Source organism: Streptomyces sp. NBC_01217 (assembly GCF_035994185.1).
Classification (GTDB): domain Bacteria; phylum Actinomycetota; class Actinomycetes; order Streptomycetales; family Streptomycetaceae; genus Streptomyces.
Genome location: NZ_CP108538.1, coordinates 3,707,657 through 3,728,122 on the forward strand (window position 1 = coordinate 3,707,657; position 20,466 = coordinate 3,728,122).

Annotated in this window: 18 protein-coding genes and 1 tRNA gene; 3 read left to right on the forward strand and 16 right to left on the reverse strand. The window is 70.5% G+C overall.

The annotated features are described in order from the left end of the window. Positions 1–27: 27 nt before the first annotated feature. Both OG507_RS16240 and OG507_RS16245 read right to left on the reverse strand, forming a co-directional pair. On the reverse strand, positions 28–2,271 hold the full coding sequence (locus tag OG507_RS16240; protein WP_327367912.1) for an MMPL family transporter: 2,244 nt from the start codon (positions 2,269–2,271) through the stop codon (positions 28–30). A gap of 116 nt (positions 2,272–2,387) precedes the next feature. After that, positions 2,388–2,960: a TetR/AcrR family transcriptional regulator gene (locus tag OG507_RS16245; protein ID WP_327367913.1), complete on the reverse strand. Its 573-nt coding sequence runs from the start codon at positions 2,958–2,960 to the stop codon at positions 2,388–2,390. 158 nt (positions 2,961–3,118) lie between these two features. Between OG507_RS16245 and OG507_RS16250 the strand changes: the two genes are divergently transcribed. Continuing rightward, on the forward strand, positions 3,119–6,409 hold the full coding sequence (locus OG507_RS16250) for a S41 family peptidase (protein WP_327367914.1): 3,291 nt from the start codon (positions 3,119–3,121) through the stop codon (positions 6,407–6,409). Between the two features lie 192 nt (positions 6,410–6,601). Here the strand turns inward: OG507_RS16250 and OG507_RS16255 are convergent, their stop codons facing one another. The 4 genes from OG507_RS16255 to OG507_RS16270 all read right to left on the reverse strand — a co-directional run bounded on the left by OG507_RS16255 (position 6,602) and on the right by OG507_RS16270 (position 10,263). Further along, positions 6,602–6,811, reverse strand: coding sequence for a hypothetical protein (locus OG507_RS16255; RefSeq protein WP_327367915.1), 210 nt, complete (start codon positions 6,809–6,811; stop codon positions 6,602–6,604). Positions 6,812–6,896: 85 nt separating this feature from the next. Next, the gene (locus OG507_RS16260; RefSeq protein ID WP_327367916.1) at positions 6,897–7,790 is read right to left on the reverse strand and encodes an SDR family oxidoreductase; all 894 of its coding nucleotides are present in this window, start codon (positions 7,788–7,790) and stop codon (positions 6,897–6,899) included. Then, on the reverse strand, positions 7,787–8,746 hold the full coding sequence (locus OG507_RS16265; protein ID WP_327367917.1) for an alpha/beta fold hydrolase: 960 nt from the start codon (positions 8,744–8,746) through the stop codon (positions 7,787–7,789). Before OG507_RS16265 ends, OG507_RS16260 begins: the two co-directional genes overlap by 4 nt. Continuing rightward, positions 8,743–10,263 carry a flavin-containing monooxygenase gene (locus OG507_RS16270; protein ID WP_327367918.1) on the reverse strand — a complete coding sequence of 507 codons (1,521 nt, stop codon included), beginning with the start codon at positions 10,261–10,263 and terminating at the stop codon, positions 8,743–8,745. The genes OG507_RS16265 and OG507_RS16270 overlap by 4 nt, the downstream gene beginning before the upstream one ends. 168 nt (positions 10,264–10,431) lie before the next feature. On the opposite strand from OG507_RS16270, the gene OG507_RS16275 reads away from it, so the two are divergent. Next, positions 10,432–11,082 carry a MerR family transcriptional regulator gene (locus OG507_RS16275; protein ID WP_327371995.1) on the forward strand — a complete coding sequence of 217 codons (651 nt, stop codon included), beginning with the start codon at positions 10,432–10,434 and terminating at the stop codon, positions 11,080–11,082. 44 nt (positions 11,083–11,126) lie between these two features. Here OG507_RS16275 and OG507_RS16280 read toward each other — a convergent pair whose 3' ends face one another. Further along, positions 11,127–11,942, reverse strand: coding sequence for an exodeoxyribonuclease III (locus OG507_RS16280; RefSeq protein ID WP_327367919.1), 816 nt, complete (start codon positions 11,940–11,942; stop codon positions 11,127–11,129). 50 nt (positions 11,943–11,992) lie between these two features. On the opposite strand from OG507_RS16280, the gene OG507_RS16285 reads away from it, so the two are divergent. Next, complete coding sequence (locus OG507_RS16285; RefSeq protein WP_327367920.1) at positions 11,993–12,472, forward strand: GNAT family N-acetyltransferase; 480 nt, start codon at positions 11,993–11,995, stop codon at positions 12,470–12,472. A 58-nt stretch (positions 12,473–12,530) separates the two neighbouring features. On the opposite strand, the gene OG507_RS16290 is transcribed toward OG507_RS16285, so the two are convergent. From OG507_RS16290 to galU, 9 genes are all read right to left on the reverse strand, one after another. Next, on the reverse strand, positions 12,531–13,319 hold the full coding sequence (locus tag OG507_RS16290; protein ID WP_327367921.1) for an SAM-dependent methyltransferase: 789 nt from the start codon (positions 13,317–13,319) through the stop codon (positions 12,531–12,533). A 96-nt stretch (positions 13,320–13,415) separates the two neighbouring features. After that, a complete protein-coding gene (locus OG507_RS16295) occupies positions 13,416–14,690 on the reverse strand; it encodes a sialidase family protein (RefSeq protein WP_327371996.1) in 1,275 nt (424 codons plus the stop codon). 287 nt (positions 14,691–14,977) lie between these two features. Continuing rightward, a tRNA-Ala gene (locus OG507_RS16300) sits at positions 14,978–15,051 on the reverse strand. Positions 15,052–15,147: 96 nt separating this feature from the next. Continuing rightward, a complete protein-coding gene (sepX, locus tag OG507_RS16305; protein WP_327367922.1) occupies positions 15,148–16,275 on the reverse strand; it encodes a divisome protein SepX/GlpR in 1,128 nt (375 codons plus the stop codon). Positions 16,276–16,433: 158 nt separating this feature from the next. Beyond that, positions 16,434–17,045: a GNAT family N-acetyltransferase gene (locus OG507_RS16310; RefSeq protein ID WP_327367923.1), complete on the reverse strand. Its 612-nt coding sequence runs from the start codon at positions 17,043–17,045 to the stop codon at positions 16,434–16,436. A gap of 17 nt (positions 17,046–17,062) precedes the next feature. Then, positions 17,063–17,569 carry a MogA/MoaB family molybdenum cofactor biosynthesis protein gene (locus OG507_RS16315; RefSeq protein WP_327367924.1) on the reverse strand — a complete coding sequence of 169 codons (507 nt, stop codon included), beginning with the start codon at positions 17,567–17,569 and terminating at the stop codon, positions 17,063–17,065. Beyond that, positions 17,566–18,066 carry a cyclic pyranopterin monophosphate synthase MoaC gene (gene moaC, locus OG507_RS16320; RefSeq protein WP_327367925.1) on the reverse strand — a complete coding sequence of 167 codons (501 nt, stop codon included), beginning with the start codon at positions 18,064–18,066 and terminating at the stop codon, positions 17,566–17,568. Before moaC ends, OG507_RS16315 begins: the two co-directional genes overlap by 4 nt. Positions 18,067–18,188: 122 nt before the next feature. Continuing rightward, on the reverse strand, positions 18,189–19,499 hold the full coding sequence (glp, locus tag OG507_RS16325) for a molybdotransferase-like divisome protein Glp (RefSeq protein WP_327367926.1): 1,311 nt from the start codon (positions 19,497–19,499) through the stop codon (positions 18,189–18,191). A 4-nt stretch (positions 19,500–19,503) separates the two neighbouring features. Beyond that, the gene (galU, locus tag OG507_RS16330; RefSeq protein WP_327367927.1) at positions 19,504–20,406 is read right to left on the reverse strand and encodes a UTP--glucose-1-phosphate uridylyltransferase GalU; all 903 of its coding nucleotides are present in this window, start codon (positions 20,404–20,406) and stop codon (positions 19,504–19,506) included. Positions 20,407–20,466: the final 60 nt, after the last annotated feature.

Below are 20,466 nucleotides of genomic sequence, written 5' to 3' on the forward strand. Positions count from 1 at the left end.
ACGGCTCGGACCCGGGCCGTACACGGCTCAGACGCGGACCAGCTCACGCTCGTCCTCGGCGTCACCGCCGCGTCCGTCGTGGCCGGCCAGACCCCCGGACGTCTCGCCGAGCTGCTTGCGCAGCCCCTCGCCCTCCACGTCCACGTTCGGCAGGAGCCGGTCCAGCCAGCGCGGCAGCCACCAGGCGCGCTTGCCGAGCAGGGCGAGGACCGCGGGCACGATCGCCATCCGGACGACGAACGCGTCGAAGAAGACGGCGATGGCGAGCGAGAAGCCGATCATCTTGATCATCTGCTCGCTGGAGCCGATGAAGCCGGAGAAGACCGCCATCATGATCACGGCGGCGGCCGTGACGACCCGGGCGCCGTGCTTGAAGCCGGTGACGATCGCCTGGCCGGGCTTCTCGCCATGGACGTACGCCTCCCGCATCCGGGTCACGAGGAAGACCTCGTAGTCCATCGCGAGACCGAAGACCACACCCACCATGAAGATCGGCATCATCGACATGATCGGGCCGGTCTGTTCCACACCGAAGAGCGAGCCGAGCCAGCCCCACTGGAAGACCGCGACGACCGCGCCCAGGGCCGCGACGACCGAGAGCAGGAAGCCCAGGGCCGCCTTCAGTGGCACCAGCACCGACCGGAAGACCACCATCAGCAGCAGGAAGGCCAGGCCGACCACGAGCGCCAGGTACGGCAGCAGCGCGTCGTTCATCTTCTGCGAGAAGTCGATGTTCATCGCCGTGGAGCCGGTGACCAGGACCTCCGCGCCGGTCTGGGACCTGATGTCCTTGCCCGTGTCACGGATCGCGTGGACCACGTTCTCGGTCTCGGTGGAACTCGGCCGGTCCTTCGGGATCACGGTGATCATCGCGGCGTCACCGGCCTTGTTGAACTGGGCCGGAGTGACGGCGACGACGCCCGGGATGCCGGAGATCTCGTCGGACACCTGCTTGGCGGCGGTCTTGCCGTCGGAGCTGTCCGCGGTGTCGACGACGACCATCAGCGGCCCGTTGAAGCCGGGGCCGAAGCCGTCGGAGAGCAGGTCGTAGGCGCGCCGCTGTGTGGTGCTGGTGGGCTGGGAGCCGTCGTCGGGCAGACCCATCTCCAGGGACGCGGCCGGTACGGCGATCGCACCGAGGCCGAGGACCCCCACCAGCAGCACCCACACCGGCTTGCGCAGCACGAACCGCGCCCAGCGGGTGCCCATGTTGGGCTTGGCCTCGGGCCGGTTCTCGGCCTCGGCGGCCCTGCGCGCCCTGCGTCCCATGATCCGCTTGCCCGCGAAGCCCATCATGGCCGGGACCAGGGTGAGCGCGATGAGGACGGCGATCGCGACCGTACCGGCCGCGGCGAAGCCCATCTTCGACAGCATCGGGATGTTCACGACGGCGAGGCCGACCAGCGCGATCACGACGGTGAGACCGGCGAAGACGACCGCGGAACCCGCGGTGCCGACGGCCCGTCCGGCCGCTTCCTCGCGCTCCCGGCCCTCGGCCAGCTCGGCGCGGTAGCGGGAGACGATGAACAACGCGTAGTCGATGCCGACCGCGAGGCCGATCATCATCGCGAGGGTGGAGGTGGTGGAGCCCAGGTCCAGGACGTTCGCCAGCGCCGTGATCGTCGAGACACCGATGCCGACCCCGATCAGGGCGGTGAGCAGCGGCAGCCCGGCGGCGATCAGCGAGCCGAAGGTGATGACCAGCACCACCGCGGCGATCGCGACACCGATGATCTCGGTGGCCCCGGTCTCCGGCATGGCCTGGAGCGCGTCACCGCCGATCTCCACGGTCATCCCGCTCTTCTGCGCCGTGTGGCCCGCCTCCTCCAGGGCGTCCCGGGTCGCATCGGTCAGCTCCATCGAGTTGACCTTGTAGGACACGGAGACGTACGCCGTGGAGCCGTTCTTGCTGACGGCGTTGCCGGTGTACGGGTCGGTGACCGAGGCGATCTGGTCGGAGCCGGACTTCAGCTCGTCGGCGATCTTGTTCACCTCGGCCTTGTTGGCCGGGTCCGTCATCTTCTGGCCGTCGGGGGCCTTGAAGACGACTCGTGCGGTCGCGCCGTCGGCGCTGGAGTTCGGGAAGCGCTGTTCCAGCAGGTCGAAGGCCCTCTGAGCCTCCGTACCCGGGATCGAGAAGGAGCTGGAGGTGGCGGTGGACGCGGAGGCCGCGCCGAATCCGGCGAGTGCCAGCAGTGCCACCCAGATCAGGGCGACATAGCGGCGGCGCCGGAAGGCGAGCCGTCCGAGCTTGTAGAGGAATGTGGCCACGGAGGGGTACTCCCGGTCAGGTCGTTTGAGTGGAAAGGGCGTGAGAAACCAGCCCGACGACGAGAGCGGCGTGTCAGGTGGAGCTTGGGGAGGGGGCCGTACTAAGGGGACGGGGGTCAGACGCCGAGGGCGGGGAGAACCACGGAGTCGACGTAGTCGATGAGAAACGCCTGGTCGACGGCGCGGTCCTCGACCAGCTGCCGAGCGGCGAAGGCGCCGATCAGCATGTGCGGTACATATTTCAGCGCCGGATTGTCCGGACGCAGCTCACCCCGGTCCACGGCTCGGCGCAGCAGCGTGTCGAGACCGGTCATCTCCGGCTCGACGAGCAGCTCGCGCAGCGCCTGGTAAAGATCGGGGTTCTCGTGGACGGCATGCATCAGGCCCCGCATCAGCGCGGAGTCCTTCTCCATCTGACAGTCGTCGCTACGGCCCAGCGCGGCGCTGAAGTCGCCGCGCAGCGATCCGGTGTCGATCTCCGCGAGGGAGACCGGCTTGTTGTGCCGCATGGCCTTCACGACCAGCTCGGCCTTGCTCCCCCACTGGCGGTAGAGGGTGGCCTTGCTGGAACGGGTGCGGGCGGCTATGGCGTCCATGGTCAGGGCGTCGTAGCCGACCTCGCGGAGCAGGTCGAGCACGGCGGCGTACAGCTCGCTCTCACGCTCGGGCGTGAGCCGGGTGCGCGCCATGCGCCGACCTCCTGTTCGCGTATCCGTACATCAGTCAATCGAACGAAACTGTTTCGTACACATCGACGGTACCCCGCCCGCCCAGCGAAACGAAATCGTTTCGCTTGTGTTCCCCACCACAAGTTGCCGGGGCCCTTCCGCGCGGAAAGCATTGGAGGGTGAGTGACGACGCCGCGTATCTCCGCTTCCCGCACCTCCACGAGGATCTCCTCTGCTTCGCGGCCGAGGACGACCTCTGGGTCGCTCCCCTCGCCCCCGAGGGGCAGCGGCCCGGCCGCGCGTGGCGGGTGACCGTCGACCGGACCAGAGTCAGCCACCCACGGTTCTCCCCCGACGGGAGCCGCATCGCGTACACGACCTGGCGCAGCCTGGACCCCGAGATCCATCTCGCACCCGTGGACGGCGGCCCGACGCGCCGGCTCACCTACTGGGGGTCGACGGACGCCCGGGTCTGCGGCTGGACCCCCGATCCGGGGGACGCCTCCCAGATCCTCGCCGTGTCCTCGCACAACCAGCCGTTCTCGTATTTCTCCTGGGCCTACTCCGTCTCCACGGACGGCGGCCCCGGCGGCAAGCTGCCCTGGGGGCCGGTCTGCGACATCGCGGTCGCCGACATCGACGGCGAGCGGCGCACCCTGCTGCTCACCGGCAAGCCGCCGCACGAACCGGCCGCCTGGAAGCGGTACCGGGGCGGCGCGATGGGGCGGCTGTGGCTGCACGGCAAGCGGCTGCTCCCGGACATCGGCGGCCATCTCGACTCACCCATGTTCGTCGGCGGCCGGATCGCGTTCCTCTCCGACCACGAGGGCGTCGGCAATCTGTACTCCTGCCTGCCGGACGGGCGCGATCTGCGCCGCCACACGGACCACGACGCCTTCTACGCCCGGCACGCCTCCAGCGACGGACACCGGGTCGTGTACCAGTGCGCGGGCGAGGTGTGGCTGGTGGACGACCTGGAGTCGCCGGACGCGGTGCCGCGGAAGCTGGAGGTGCGGCTCGGCGGGCCGCGCGCCGGACGGCGTACGTACCAGGTGCCGGCCGCCAGCAACGTCGACTCGCTGTCCGTGGACGAGACGGGCCGGGCCAGCGCCGTCTCCGTACGCGGCAGCCTGTACTGGCTCACCCACCGCGACGGCCCCGCCCGGACGATCTCCGACACCCCGGGGGTCCGGGTCCGGCTGCCCGAGATGCTCGGCAGCGGCGGCCAGGTCGCCTACGTCACGGACGCGGACGGCGAGGACGCCGTCGAGATCGCCTATCTGCCGCGCGCCAGCGGCGACCGCGAGCCGCGCCGGCTGGCCTCCGGCCAGGTCGGCAGGGTCCAGGAGCTGATCGCCGACCCGGACGGCGAACGCCTGGCCATCGCCACGAACGACGGGCGGCTGCTGCTCCTGGACACGGACGAGGAGACGTCCACCGGCGAACCCACCGAACTGGTCCGCTCCATCAACGGCCCGGTCCGTGACATGGCGTTCTCACCGGACGGCGCGTGGCTGGCCTGGTCGCACCCAGGGATCGGCCGTTCCCTGCGCCAGATCAAACTGGCGCGCATCCTGGGGTCCGGCTCCCCGGTGATCGTCGATGTCACCAACGGCCGCTTCGAGGACGAGAATCCCGTCTTCACGGGCGACGGACGCTATCTCGCCTTCCTCTCCTGGCGCGGTTTCGACCCGGTGTACGACGTCCACACCGGCGACCTCTCCTTTCCGCTGGGCTGCCGCCCGTATCTGGTGCCGCTCTCCTCCGCCACACCCTCGCCCTTCGCCCTGTCGCCGGAGGGGCGCCCGGCGGCGGGCGGTCTCGACCCGGCCGACGACGTGCCCGACACCGGTGCGGGCGAGGGGACATCGACGGTCACGGTCGAGTTCGAGGGCCTGGAGAACCGGGTGACGCCGTTCCCGGTCTCCGCGTCGAAGTACTCGGCCCTGCACCCGGTGAGCGGCGGCGGTCTCGTCTGGCTGCGCTGGCCGATCTCGGGCGCGCTCGGCGAGACGTTCGCCAACCCGGCGGACATGTCGGGCCGCCCCACGCTCGAGCACTTCAACATCTCCAAGGCCAGGAAGACCGAACTCGTCAAGGATCTGGACTGGTTCTCGGTCAGCGGCGACGCGACGCGGCTGGTCGTCATGGACGAGGGCGAGCTGCGCGCCGTGCCCGCCACCGAGATCGGCGACAGCGACTCGACGGTCTACATCGACCTGCGCCGCATCCTGCACGAGGTCGACCCGGGGGCGGAGTGGCGCCAGGCCTACGGGGAGGGCGGCCGCATCATCCGCTCGTACTTCTGGGAACCGGACATGTGCGGCATCGACTGGGACGGCGTGCTCGACCAGTACCGTCCCCTGGTCGAACGGGTCGCCTCCCCCGACGAGTTCGCGGATCTGATGCGCGAGGTCCTGGGCGAGCTGGGTACGTCGCACGCGTACGTGGCACCGGCTCGGCGCAACGAGGGCCCGCCGCACTACCAGCGGGCGATCGGGCTGCTCGGCGCGAACCTGGTGTGCCGGGACGGCGACTGGACGGTCCAGCGCATCCTGCCCGGTGACTCCTCCGACTCCAAGGCCCGCTCCCCGCTGGCCGGTACGGGCATCCGGGAGGGCGCGGCCCTCACCCATATCGACGGCCGCCCGGTCGACCCGGTGACGGGCCCGTACCCCCTGCTCTCCGCGGCGGGCGGCACCACGGTCGAGCTGACCTTCCGATCGCCCGGCGGCGAGGGCCACTCCCGCCGCGTGGCAATCGTCCCCCTGGTCGACGAACGACCCCTGCGCTATCAGGACTGGGTGGCCAAACGCCGCGAAGTCGTACGCGACTTGAGCGGCGGCAAGTGCGGGTATCTGCACATCCCCGACATGGGCGGCTCGGGCTGGGCCCAGTTCAACCGGGACCTGCGCATGGAGGTCTCCCGCCCGGCCCTGATCGTCGACGTACGCGGCAACGCGGGCGGCCACATCAGCGAGTTGGTGGTCGAGAAGCTCACCCGCACGATCCTCGGCTGGGACCTGACCCGCAACGCCCAGCCGGTCTCGTACGCCTCGAACGCCCCCCGCGGCCCGGTGGTCGCGCTGGCCGACGAGGCGACGTCCTCCGACGGCGACATGATCACCGCCGTGTTCCGCCTGCTGAAACTGGGCCCGGTGGTGGGCCAGCGGACGTGGGGCGGTGTGGTCGGCATGACCGGGCGGCACCGGCTGGGTGACGGGACGGTGATCACGGTGCCGATGAACGCGGCCTGGTTCGACGCGTACGGGTGGTCGGTGGAGAACTACGGTGTCGAACCGGATCTGGAGGCCCTGCGCACGCCACTCGACTGGGCGGAGGGCCGGTACGCGGTGCTGGACGACGCGGTCCGGGTGGCACTGGACCTGCTCGCAGCGCACCCGGCGGCAACACCCCCGACCTACGAATCGGCCCCCGACCGCCGACGCCCCCCGCTCCCCCCGAGGTAGGGCAAGCAGAATCCAGCCCGGCCAGGCAAAATCCAGCCCCGCCGGCGTTTGAGGCGCGGTGTCCGGGGCAGAGCCCCGGTCGCACCCGCACCCAACCCCGCGCACACTCAAACGCACACGCACGCGAAAGGGCGCACCCGGTCACCCGGGTGCGCCCCTCTCAGAGACAGTGCGCAGATTCGCGAAGCCGCGTCAGCGGTCGAACTCGTTGCGGACGTCGTCCCTCGCCTGACGCCCCGTCTGCTGGGCCTTGTTCTGGCCCTGCTGCGACGTCTTCGAGGCCCGCTCGGACGCGTCGTGCGTCCGCTCGCGGCCCGACGAGTCCTTGCCCTCGTTCGCCTTGCGCTTCGCCTGCTCGGCGAGCTCCTGCGCCTTGTCCTTGAACTGGTCTGCGATACCCATGCTGTTCACTCCTAGTGGGTGTGTGGGGGACGGTCCGTAAGGACCTCGACCAGAGTGACACGCCCGGACATTCACCGCATTTCGATCACTTACTCTCCGTGCGCACCGCCTGCGCATCCCGGTCCGCAGCGCCTCCCGCGCCCACGAGCCCCTTGCTCACGCCCTCCAGCCGCGGCCCGAACCGACGCATCTCCCGCTGTCCGACGACCCCGATCAGCGCGGGCAGGTAGCCCCGCACGGACTGCATCCCGCGCAGCCACCACTGCGCGTACACGTGCGCGGACCGCCGCTCGATACCGGCCACGATCCGGTCGACCGCCGGGCCCAGCGGATACGTACGGTTCGACGGCCAGGGCAGCCGCTGCCGCAGCTCCCGCATCACGTCGTCCTCGTCGGCGCCCCGCACCATGTCCGTGTCGGTCCAGGACAGATAGCCGACCCCGACCTTCACCCCGCGGTAGCCGACCTCGGCCCGCAGGCTGTGCGCGAACGCCTCCACGCCCGACTTGGACGCGCAGTACGCGGTCATCATCGGCGCCGGGGTGATCGCGGCGAGCGAGGCGATCTGGAGAAAGTACCCGCGGCTCTCCATGAGCACCGGCAGGAACGCCCGCCCCGTCACCGCGCCACCGATCAGATTGACCTCGATGACCCGGCGCCACGCCTCGGGGTCCGAGTCGACGAACGGACCGCCCGACGCCACTCCCGCGTTGGCGACGACGACGTCGACCTTCCCGAACCGCTCCTTGACCTGCTCGGCGACGCGCGCCATCGCCTCGTGGTCGGTGACGTCCGCGAACCAGTGGTCGCTCTCCGAGTGCAGCCGCTCGGAGACCTTCTTCAGCTCGTCGGGTTCCAGACCGACCAGCGCGAGCGTGGCCCCGCGCGCCGAGAGCTTGCGCGCCAGCAGCTCGCCCACGCCGCGCGCCGCGCCCGTGACGACGACGACCTGTCCTTCGAGACTCCGCCTGCCTCTCATGCGACATCCTCCTTCTCGGCCGTACCGTCCACACCGTCTGCACTGCCCGCGCCGCCCGCCGGGACGTACGCGGTGACGAGCTCCCGGATCTTCGCGGTGACGGCCTCCGGCGCCTCCACCGGCGTCATGTGCCCCATGCCCGCCAGCTCGGTGAGGCCCAGGCAGTCGGGCAGCGCCGCCGCGATGGCGCGGGCGTGCACGGGCGGCGTCAGCCGGTCCTCCGTACCCGCGATCACCGCCGTGGGCACCCGCAACTCCCGTACCCCCGCGTCGAGATCGAGCTCCGCGAGGACGTGCCCCCAGGCCACCCTGGCCGCCCGCGGGCACGCGTGCACGATCCGGGCACAGATGTCGACCCGTTCGGGGGATGAACCCGCCCCCATCGTCCCGTACTTGAGTATCCGCCTGGAGACCGGCGTGACGGGCCCGAGCGGCGCGCGCGCCCCGAGAATCGCGCGGGTGATCCGGGTACGGACCGCCCCGGCCCGCAAGGGCACCACCAGCGACTCCTCGATCAGCCGTGAACTTCCGGTGCTGCACAGCAGTACGGCGGCCGCATGTTCCCGCACCCCGGCCCGCCGCGAGGCGGCCATCATCGTCATGCCGCCCATGGAGTGCCCGGCGAGCACGGCCTTCTCGCCCGGTTCGAGGGTGGCGGCCAGCACCGCTTCGAGGTCGTCGGCGAGGGCCTTCGTGCTGTATCCGTCGCGCCCGGCCGCGGGCGAACGGCCGTGACCGCGCTGGTCGTAGGCGACGACCCGGTGATCCACCGCGAGGTCCCGGATCTGCGCCGCCCAGAAGTGGGTGCTGCACGTCCAGCCGTGCGACAGGACCACCGTGGGGGCGCCGTCCTGCCCGTGCACCTCGACATGGATCCGGGCGCCGTCGGCGGAGACGACGGTCAACTCGCGCGCGGGAACGGGCGGGGCGTCCTCGCGCCGCAGCAGCCGGCTCATCCCACGACCTCCTCGGCGACGGACTTCTTCGCGGCGGCCTGCTTCGGCATCCGCACGACCTCGTACTCCGCGAGGTCCACCGACCGCGTCACCTTGCGGAACTCGGAGGTGGTGCCCGGCCAGACCGTGGTGTTGCGCCCATTGGCGTCCAGGTACCAGCTGTTGCAGCCGCCGGTGTTCCACACGGTGCGCTTCATCCGCTCCTGGACCCGGCGGTTCCACGCCCCGACCGCCGAGGCCCGCGCGTCGAGTGCGACGCGGCCGCCCAGCACGTTCAGCTGACGCAGATAGTCGGCCATGTAGTTCAGCTGGGACTCGATCATGAGGATCATCGAGGAGTTCCCGAGTCCCGTGTTGGGGCCGATGATCGTCATCCAGTTGGGGAAACCGGCCGCGCTCGCACCGCGCAGCGCCTGCATGCCGTCCTTCCAGGACTCGGCGAGCGTGATGCCCTCCGCGCCCACCACCCGGTCGGCGATCGGCATGTCGGTCACATGGAAGCCGGTGCCGAAGATGATCGCGTCGACCTCGGTCTCCGTACCGTCGAAGGCGACGGCCGTGGAGCCGCGCACCTCGGCCAGACCGGAGGCGACCACGTCCACATTGGGCCGGGCGAGCGCCGGGTAGTAGGCGCTGGAGAGCAGGATGCGCTTGCAGCCGATGCGGTACGAGGGGGTCAGCTTGGCCCGCAGCGCCGGGTCCTTGATGGACCGCGCCATGTTGGACTTGGCCATCTTCTCGACCAGGCCCAGCTCGCCCGGGTGCTTGGTGAAGGCGCTGACCTGCAACTCCCTTATGCCCCAGAGCAGTCCGCGGCGTGCGGCGCCGGTGAAGGGGAGCGTGCGGTGCAGCCAGCGCTCGGCGCCGCTGATCTTCCGGTCCATGCGCGGCATGACCCAGGGCGGCGTGCGCTGGAAGAGCGTCAGCCTGGCGGCCTTCGGCTGGATCGAGGGCACGATCTGGATGGCGGAGGCACCGGTGCCTATCATCGCGACGCGCTTGCCGGTCAGGTCGTAGTCGTGGTCCCAGCGGGCCGAGTGGAAGACCTTGCCGGGGAAGCCGGAGAGCCCCGGCACATCGGGCGTCTTCGGGTCGGAGAGCGGCCCGGTCGCGGAGACGACGACATCGGCGGTGAACGTGGCCCCGTTGCCGGTCTCGATGACCCAGTGCAGTTCGTCGCGGTCCCAGCGCATCCGCGTCACTTCATGGTTGAGCCTGATGTGCGGGCGCAGCCCGAAGGTGTCCGCGACATGGTCCAGGTAGGCGCGGATGTTCTCCTGCCCGGAGAAGGTGCGCGGCCACTCGGGGTTGGGGGCGAACGAGAACGAGTAGAGGTGGGACGGTACGTCGCAGGCGCAGCCCGGATAGCTGTTGTCGCGCCAGGTGCCGCCGACGGAGCCGGCACGTTCCAGGACGACGAAGTCCGTGATGCCTTCGCGGCGCAGCCGGACCGCGGCCCCGAGGCCCCCGAATCCGGATCCGATCACCGCCACTCGTACGTGCTCGTGCTGGGCCATGCTGCCGCCTCCCGCGGTACGTCACACGACTCCGCCAGCAATCACTGGCATTGTTGGGAGAGTAGAGCAGCCCAGTACCGATGGGTAGGGGTGCGACAAGGGAAAGTTACCGACGGTACAACATAGGGTGCGGGTGTGGCCGACGAACGCGAGCACCGTGAATACCGGATGGAGGAGCTGGCCAAGGAGGCCGGCATCCCCGTGCGGACCGTGCGCTTCTACCGGGAGCGCGGCCTGATCTCGCCACCCCGCCGCGAGGGGCGCATCGCCTGGTACGACGACCACCACCTGGCCCGGCTGCGCACCATCGCGGGCCTGCTGGAGCGCGGCCACACCCTCACCGGCATCGCCGATCTCGCCCGCACCTTCGAGAGCGGCCGCGATGTCGCCGAGGTGCTGGGGCTGGGCGAACCGACCGAGGAGACCCCGGTCCGCCTCACTCCGGAACAGCTCGCGGACTACTTCGAGGGCGAGGTCACCCCGGAGAATCTGGCCGCCGCCCTGGACCTGGGCTATCTGGCCACCGACGGCGACGAGATCGTCCACATCAGCCGCCGCCTGCTGGAGGTGTCGGCGGAGCTGGTACGGGAAGGGGTGCCGCTGGCCACGGTGCTCGCGGCCGGCCGCCGGGTCCGCGCGCACGCGGACGCGCTCGCCGAGCTGTTCGTAGGGGTGATGCGGGCCCACGCCGCGGAGACCGAACCGCCCCAACTGCGCCCGCTCGCCCGCGCGGTGGTGGACGCGGAACTCTCCATGGCACTGGACCGCCGCCTGCGCCACGAGAACACCGAGCACCCGCCGCAAACGCCCGCCCCCTGACGGGACGGCCCAAGCCCGCCCCCGCCCGCCCCCGCCCGCTCCCGCTACAGCTCGAAGACCACCGTCACCGGCGCGTGGTCACTCCACCGCTCACCGTGCGTCGCGGCCCGCTCGACCCAGCCCTTCACCGCGCGCCCGGCCAGCCCCGGCGTCGCCACCTGGTAGTCGATCCGCCAGCCCGCGTCGTTATCGAAGGCCCGCCCGCGGTAGGACCACCACGAGTACGGCCCCTCCTCCTCCGGGTGCAGCGCCCGTACGACATCGACGTACTCGGCCTCGTCGAAGACCCGGGTCAGCCACTCCCGCTCCTCGGGGAGGAAGCCGGAGTTCTTCTTGTTGGCCTTCCAGTTCTTCAGGTCGGCCTCCTGGTGGGCGATGTTCCAGTCGCCGCACACCACGACCTCACGCCCGTCGGCCGCCGCCCGCTCCTTGAGGCCCTTCAGATACGGCAGGAACGCGGCCATGAACCGCTCCTTCTCGTCCTGCTTCTCCGTGCCGACCTCCCCGGAGGGCAGATACAGGCTCGCGACCGTGACACCGGGCAGGTCGACCTCGATGTAGCGGCCGCTGGTGTCGAACTCCTCACTCCCGGCGTCCCCGAAGCCGCTGAACCCGATCTGCACGCGCTCGGGCGCACGCCGCGTGAAGAGGGAGACCCCCGCCCGCCCCTTGGCGGCGGCCGGTGCGTGCACGGTGTGCCAGCCCTCGGGTTCACGCACCTCGTCGGGCAGCTGCTGCGGCTCGGCCCGCACCTCCTGCAGACAGATCACATCGGCTTCGGTCCGGGCCAGCCACTCGACGAAGCCCTTTTTGGCGGCCGCGCGGAGCCCGTTTACATTGACGGTGGTCACAGTGAGCATTCCGGCACGATACCGACACCCGGCGTTCGCATACATGTACCATTGCCTGCATGAATATCCACCCTCGGCCTTTCGATCACGCCGATGCCGTCAAACTCAACGATCAGGTGCAGCTCGAATACGCCGCGCGGTACGGCGACGAGGGCGATGTCACACCGCTCGACGCGTCGATGTTCGAGCCGCCGAACGGTCTGTATCTCCTTGCCTACGATGCGCAGGGCTACCCGGTCGCCACCGGCGGCTGGCGCTCCCAGGAGCAGAACGACGAGGGCTACTCCGACGGCGACGCCGAGCTCAAGCGGATGTTCGTGATCCCCGAGGGCCGCGGCAACGGGCTGGCGCGCCGCATCCTGGCCGCCCTGGAGGCCGACGCCCGGGCGGCGGGCCGCAGCCGCATGGTGCTGGAGACCGGGGACAAGCAGCCCGAGGCGATCGCGTTGTACACATCCAGCGGCTACGCCCCGTGCGAGAAGTTCGGCCACTACCGCAAATACGAGAGCAGCCGCTGCTTCGCGAAGCCGCTGCGGTAACCGCAGCCGCGGAACCCCGGGCCGCAAGCCCCGGCCACGTACTGCCGGAACTCCCGCGTCAGCGTCGCACCCGGCCGACTCCCACATAGAAGCCACTGCGTTCGTCGGCCGGTGCGGGCTCCTCCTGATACCACTGCGTGGCGTACACCAGCCCGGGCTCGACGAGATCCAGGCCTTCGAAGAAGGGCTCGACCTCGCTCCGGGTACGCATCCGCAGCGGAATCGCCCCCTTCTTGTACGCGGTCTCGGTCTCCTGCCGCAGCTCGGGATGCTGGTCGGCGGTACCGTGCGAAAGCACCAGGAAGCTGCCCGCGGGCAGGGCGTCGACCAGGGTGCGTGTGATGCCGTACGGGTCCTGGTCATCCGGCAGGAAGTGCATCAGGGCGATCAGGGACAACGCGATGGGCCTGCTGAAGTCCAGCAGCTCACGGGCGCGTTCGAGGATCAGCTGCGGCTGCCGCACATCCGCGTGGATGTAGTCGGTGACGCCTTCCGGACTGCTGATCAGCAACGCTTCCGCGTGACGCAGGACGATCGGGTCGTTGTCCGCGTAGACGACCCGGGCGGCCGGTGCGACGGCCTGGACGACCTGGTGCAGATTGGGCGCCGTGGGTATACCGGTGCCGATGTCGAGGAACTGATCGACCCCCTTGCCTGCCAGCCAGGCGGAGGCCCGATGCATGAAGGCCCGGTTCCGCGCCGCGTTGCCCCGCGCCTCCTCGGGCAGCGTCTCCCCCACCTGCTGGTCGACCGGATAGTTGTCCTTCCCGCCCAGCAGCCAGTCGTAGACGCGAGCGGGGTGGGGCTTGCTGGTGTCGATCCGAGGCTTGGGCATTCCGGCCGTCACAGGACACTCCTCCGTACGGGGACATCACGAGCAACTGTGCACTCACCCCGCCGCGAGCCCCTGGCAGGCTCCACGGAACGGACGAGCACGGCCAGCCTAGTTGAGCCGCCCACCGTCGTTGACGGTCCGTGTGACCCCGTCCCCTCCTGAAGACCCCACAGGAACGCGATGGAATGCGATCTCTTCGTACGGGCTGCCGTCCCCTGTCTCATACAGAATCCCGACCGTCCTGTCATCGAGCTGCACCAGGTCCGAGTACCCGGCCTTCCGTGACGACAAGGTCAGCACCTTCCGGAACGAGTGCCCACCATCCGCGCTGTTCCAGAGGGCCATGGCGACTCGGCCGGACGGCACCGAAGGTCCGGAAAACAGCAACTCACCTCGCTCGCCCGCCAGTTGCAGCGCACTCCCCTGGACCATCGGGACGTCGCCGAGGGTCGGCTGCACCGCGTAGGGTCGGTCGAGCGACGCAGCACCGTCACCGGAATAGGCATCCAGACGATTGCCCGGACTCGTCCCGCGCTGATTCCTGGCGCCGAAGTACAGGCGACCGTCCGGCAGTTGTGCGGCAATGGATTCATTCGCATTCACCGCACCGTCGTAAGTGTCATCCACAAATCCGAGGTGCCAGGACCGGCCCGAATCGTCACTGTAGATCGCATGCGCCCCGTAGTACTTGGGCTCCTGACCGGTGTCCCCGGACCCGGCAAGGGGCGCAGCGGAGTGGTTCGCGGGCACCACCAGCCGGCCGGCATGCTCACCGCGGGTCAGCGCGACCGCATGGCCCGGCCCCGTCGCGTACCACCGCCAGTCCGCGCGCTTCACCGCTGATGTGATCTCACGCGGCTCCGAGAACGACCGCCCCTCGTCCTGGCTCGTCTGCACGAACACCCGACGGCTCTCCGCATCCGCCGCCTCGCCCCTGAGTATCTGATCCTCGGTCACCTCACCGCTGTTGTACGAGGTGACGAGCACGATGTCGCCGGTACGCGGGTCGACCACCGGTGCCGGATTGCCCCGGGTGTCCCCCCGGCCTGCCGCGACAACCTGCAGCGGCCCCCAGGTGCAGCCCCCGTCACGGGACCGCCTGACCACGACGTCGATGTCACCACTGTCCCCCCGCCCGCCGACACGGCCTTCGGCGAACGCAAGCAGCGCACCCGCGCGCGTCCGCACGACGGCAGGTATCCGGAACGAGGCATAGCCACCGGAACCCGAGCTGTACGGAATCGACAGCGTGCAGCCTCGTTCCGAACCCCTGGCCCTGTCGTCCGGCTCGTCCGCCCCGGATTGCACCTTCACCGCACCCGCCACAGCAATCACGACCAAACCGAGAACGAAGAATCTTCGACGGAGAGAAAAACGAGCCATGAATTCCACCCCTCAGCACATCCAATGCCGCCGCCTACGCCGCACCGAGCTTAAGCAATGGTCCACGCCGGGCGAGGGCCCCGCCGGGTCAGCCGAGCTCGCCCCCGCCGGGTCAGCCGAGCTCGCCCCCGCCGGCCAAGGCCCCTGACGGCCGGATCTGCAATTCCTTCATGCGCGAGCGCACTTGAGGAGAGTCATTTCCGCGGGGCCGGCAGGGTCAGAACCGCACCTCCCGGAACGCCAAGATCCCGCCAGGTCTTCACGACCTGACGGGATCTTGTGTGCGGTGGACCTGTGGGGATTTGAACCCCAGACCCCCTCGATGCGAACGAGGTGCGCTACCAGACTGCGCCACAGGCCCTTGCAACGAGAGAAACTCTAGCACCCCCTCGGGGGTGCTCGGAAATCCGGTCCTTGCTGGTCAGCCGAGTCGGGGTCACAGCGGGGCCGAAGGGGCTCACTCGTTGGCCGCTCGGGGGCGTTCCCCGTCCTCGTACTGGTCGAAGAGCGGGGTCCGGCCGCGGTCGCGGGTGCGGCGGGACTGGTTGGTGCGCTGGCGCGGGGCCGGGTCGACGGGGGGCACCGTGGGGTGCGAGGTGCCCGTCTGGGTGGGCTCGGCGGTGCTGGAGCGGGCCGCGCTCCAGGTCTCCGGGTTGCCGACCTCGACGCCGCCCGTGGCGCGCGGGGCGACCGGGGCGGTGACGTATGTCGGCAGGGGAACCGGGACCGGCTCCCAGCTGTCGCCCTGGACCTGGCCCCGTTCGCGCTGCTGGTCCACCCATTCCGCGTGGTCCGTCTGCTCGACCAGGGCGCGGCGGCCGGCCTCCTGCGGGGAGAGCGCGGGAGCCGGCTCGGGCTCGGGGCGGCGCCCTTCGGGCTCCTCGTCGGCCTCGGCGGGGGCCGTGGTCGCGGGCTGGTGCCTGCGGGGACGGTTCTCGCGCAGATGCTGCGCCGCCACCTCGGCCCGGCGCCGGTCCATGGTGAAGGCGAACCGGCGTCGCTCCTGGGCGCGCAGATGCACGATGTACGTGCTCAGCAGCACCGCCGGAACCGCGGGTGCCCAGAGGAAGCCGAGGCCGCCGACCGCCGCGACGATCGCGCCGAGGGTGAAGGCGAGGAAGAGGACGACGGTGGTACGCCGACGGCGCGCGAGGACCTGGAGGCGCTGGGCGCGCCGGACGCGCTCGGCGTCCGCCTCACCGCCCGGGCGCTGGCGCGCGCGCCGCGCGGGACCGGGTTCGGGGCGCTCCCGCGCCATGCGCTCGGGCGCGGGAGCCGGGTCGTGCACCCGGGCTTCGGTATGCGCCTCGGGCGCGGCGAAGGCCCGGACGTCCACGGAATCCATTCGGTCCGTAATCACGTCCGGGTCGGCGTCGGGTGCCGCCTCCTCGGTGGTGCGCTCCCGCAGCTCCTTGGCGTACCGGCGCTCCATGGCCGCCCGTCCGGACAGCAGCCGGATGGCGGTGCTGAAGCGTTCCGTCGGACGGGCTTCGTTGAGCTCGTCCTGCCTGCGGAGCCACATCGGCACCAAGTAGGCGGCCCAGGCCCCGACGATGACTGCATAGATCAGGCCGCTGCTGCTCACGTCTCACACCGTAGAGGGGTTTGCACGGGGACATCCGCCAATTGGCCCGGTGTGTCGCACGATCCGGCTGATATCAAGGACTTTTTTTGTGATTGTTCAGATCAGCGGTGGGTGTTTGCGCGCTCGTTAGTGGTCATCTGCCGATCAATATCGAACACTTATTTTATTTCTCGTGGCGTTCCGGGGTGCGCCCGGTGCCAGCGCCGGAGCAGTCCGTCGGGCACTTCCTCCGCCGTGAGCGCATAGATCAGATGGTCCCGCCAGGCGCCGTCGATGTGGAGATAGCGCGGACGCAGACCCTCCTCACGGAATCCCAGTTTCTCGACGACCCTTCTGCTGGGCCCGTTCTCCGGCCGGATGCACACCTCGACGCGGTGCAGTCCGACCCGGCGGAAGCAGTGGTCGACGACGAGGGCGACCGCGGTCGGCATCACGCCGCGGCCCGCCACGTCCTGGTCGACCCAGTAGCCGATGTGGCCCGAGCACATCGAGCCCCAGGTGATCCCGGCGACGGTCAGCTGGCCGACCAGACGGCCCTCGTACTCGATGGCGAAGGGCAGCATCCGGCCCGCGTTGGCCTCGGAGCGCAGATGACGGACCATCTGACGGTAGGTGGGGCGCTGGGCCACGGGGCCGCCCGGGGCGGGCGGCGGCACGGTCGCCTCCCAGGGGCGCAGCCAGTCGCGGTTGCGCCGGTTGACCTCGCGCCACATGCGCTGGTCGCGCAGCTTCACCGGACGAAGGGTGATCTCGCCGTCGCGGAGGACCACCGGCCAGGTCGGGACGTTCAGCTCGGGCTCCCGGGTCGGGGGTGATCGCCGCCGCGAAGCTGGTCGACGGCGTGCACCAGAAGGCGTTCGAGGACGGCGAGGCCGTCGCGCACCCCGCCGGTGGAGCCCGGCAGATTCACGATGAGCGTGTGGGCGGCGACGCCCGCGAGGCCCCGGGAGAGCGCGGCTGTGGGGACCTTGTCACGGCCCTCGGCGCGGATCGCCTCGGGGATGCCTGGGATCTCGTGGTCGAGGACGCGGCGGGTGGCCTCGGGGGTGCGGTCGGTGGGCGAGACGCCCGTACCGCCGGTGGTGACGATGACGTCGTACCCGGCGGCCACCCCGGCGCGCAGGGCCTGCTCGACCGGGTCGCCGTCGGGCACGACCTGCGGCCCGTCGACGGCGAAGCCGAGCCGTGTGAGCGCCTCGGAGATCAGGGGACCGCCCTTGTCCGCGTAGACCCCGGCGGAGGCGCGGTTGGACGCGGTCACGACGAGCGCGGTACGGGGGGCGGGCGCCGTCATGCGTCCGCCCCGTCCGCCGCGGTGCGCCGGTAGTCGCCGGACTTGCCGCCCGACTTCGACTCGACCCTTACGTCCGTGATGACCGCCGCCTTGTCGACCGCCTTGATCATGTCGATCACGGTGAGCGCGGCGACCGAGACGGCGGTCAGGGCCTCCATCTCGACGCCGGTGCGGTCCGTGGTCCGCACCGTGGCGGCGATCTCCACCGCGTCGTCGGCGACACTCAGGTCGACCTTCACGCCGGAGACGGGGAGCGGGTGGCAGAGCGGGATCAGGTCGGGGGTGCGCTTGGCGCCCATGATCCCGGCGATACGGGCGGTGGCGAGGGCGTCGCCCTTGGGAACGCCCTCACCGCGGAGCAGCTCGACGACGCGCGGCGAGACGAGGACCCGGCCGCTCGCGCGGGCGACGCGCGCGGTGACCTCCTTCTCGGACACGTCGACCATGCGGGCCGCGCCCGCCTCGTCGATGTGCGTCAGCCTGTTCTGCGTACTCAACTAACTCCGCCTCGCGGTAGGGCGCCGGTTGCCCGCCCGCCCGCACCGGGGTGCGGGCCGGGGGCCCGGGGGTGTCCCCGGGAAGGCACAGCGGCAGATACCGTACCGCCACCGCCCGGGGATCAGCGGAGCAGGATCACCTCGGTGTCCGCGCCGGGCTCGGCGGAGGTGACGTCCTCGGGCAGCACGATCAGGGCGTCCGCCTGGGCGAGGGCGGCGATCAGATGCGATCCGGAGCCGCCGACGGGGGTGACCGCGCCGGCCTCCGCGTCGTACGTACCGCGCAGGAACTGGCGTTTGCCGGACGGCGAGGTGAGTACCTTGTCGGTGTTGAGCGTGGCCCGGGCGGTGGGGCGGTTCACGTCCTTGAGGCCCATCAGGGCACGGATCGCGGGCCGCACGAACAGCTCGAAGGAGATGTACGAGGAGACGGGGTTGCCCGGGAGCGCCAGCAGCGGTGTGTGTTCGGGGCCGATCGAGCCGAAGCCCTGCGGCTTGCCCGGCTGCATGGCGAGCTTGCGGAAGTCGACGCCGCTGCCGGGCTCGTCCTCGTCGCCCACCGACGACAGGGCCTCCTTGACGACGTCGTACGCGCCGACGCTGACGCCTCCGGTGGTGACGACGATGTCGGCGCGGATCAGCTGGTCCTCGATCGTGGCGCGGAGCGTGTCGGCGTCGTCGGTGACGGCGCCGACCCGGTAGGCGATCGCTCCGGCGTCCCGGGCGGCGGCCGTGAGCGCGAAGCTGTTCGAGTCGTAGATCCGGCCGCCGGTCAGCTCCTCGCCGGGCTGCACCAGTTCGCTGCCGGTCGAGATGACGACGACGCGCGGCCGGGGCCGTACCTTCACCGTGGAGCGGCCGATCGCGGCGAGCAGCCCGATCTGCGGCGGGCCGATCACCGCTCCGGCGCGCAGGGCCAGATCGCCCGGCTCGACGTCGCTGCCGCGGGCCCTTACATGGGCGCGGGCCTCGACGGGGCGGTGGACCCGGACCTCACCGCCTGCGCCCTCGGGGGCGTCCCGATGGGCACGCATGGTGTCGGCGGGGCCGCCGCCCGTACCGCCGTCGGTCCACTCGACCGGGATCACGGCCTCGGCGCCGGCCGGCAGCGGGGCTCCGGTCATGATGCGGGCGGCCTCGCCGGGGCCCACGCTCCGGTCGCCGGGCAGCCCGTCGCTGCCCGCCGCGACGTCACCGATGACGGTGAGCACCGCGGGGAACTCCTCGTCGGCGCCCTCGACATCGGCGACGCGGACCGCGTACCCGTCCATCGAGCTGTTGTCGAAGGGCGGCAGGGCGATCTCCACGACGACGTCCTCGACGAGGACGCAGCCCTGGGCGTCGTGCAGTTGCAGCTCGATGGGTTCGAGCGGTCGTACCGCGCCGAGAATGTCTTCCAGGTGCTCGTCCACCGACCAGGTCGTGCTGCTCAAATTGCTACATCTCCTCGGTGACGTAACTGCGGAGCCAGGTCCGGAAGTCCGGGCCCAGGTCTTCACGTTCGCACGCGAGTCTGACAATGGCACGGAGGTAGTCGCCGCGGTCACCGGTGTCATAGCGGCGCCCCTTGAAGACGACGCCGTGCACGGGGCCGCCGATCTTCTCGTCATCGGCGAGAAGCTGAAGGGCGTCGGTGAGCTGGATCTCGCCACCGCGGCCCGGCTCGGTCTTGCGCAGTATGTCGAAGACGGCGGGGTCCAGGACATAGCGGCCGATGACCGCGAGGTTGCTGGGCGCATCGGACACATCGGGCTTCTCGACCAGGCCGGTGACGCGCACCAGATCGTCCTCGGCGGTGAGCTCGACGGCCGCGCAGCCGTACAGGTGGATCTGCTCCGGCGCGACCTCCATCAGTGCGATGACGCTGCCGCCCTCACGCTCCTGGATCTCGACCATGCGGGCCAGCAGCGGGTCGCGCGGGTCGATCAGGTCGTCGCCGAGGAGGACCGCGAAGGGCTGGTCGCCGACGTGCGGTGCGGCGCACAGCACGGCGTGGCCGAGGCCGCGCGGGTCGCCCTGCCGGACGTAGTGCATGGTGGCCAGGTCGCTCGACTCCTGGACCTTCTGGAGCCGTTCGGCGTCTCCCTTGCGGGTGAGCGCGGACTCCAGTTCGTAATTGCGGTCGAAGTGGTCCTCAAGGGGGCGCTTGTTGCGGCCGGTGATCATCAGGACGTCGGAGAGACCGGCGGCCACCGCTTCCTCGACGACGTACTGGATCGCGGGCTTGTCGACGACAGGCAGCATCTCCTTGGGAGTGGCTTTGGTGGCCGGCAGGAAGCGGGTACCGAGGCCTGCGGCCGGGATGACAGCCTTGCTGATCCTGGGGTGCGACTGAGTCATGAGCAGAACCATAACCGGTGCGTATGGGAGGAAGATGAGGTTCCGGTTAACTTTGTACGC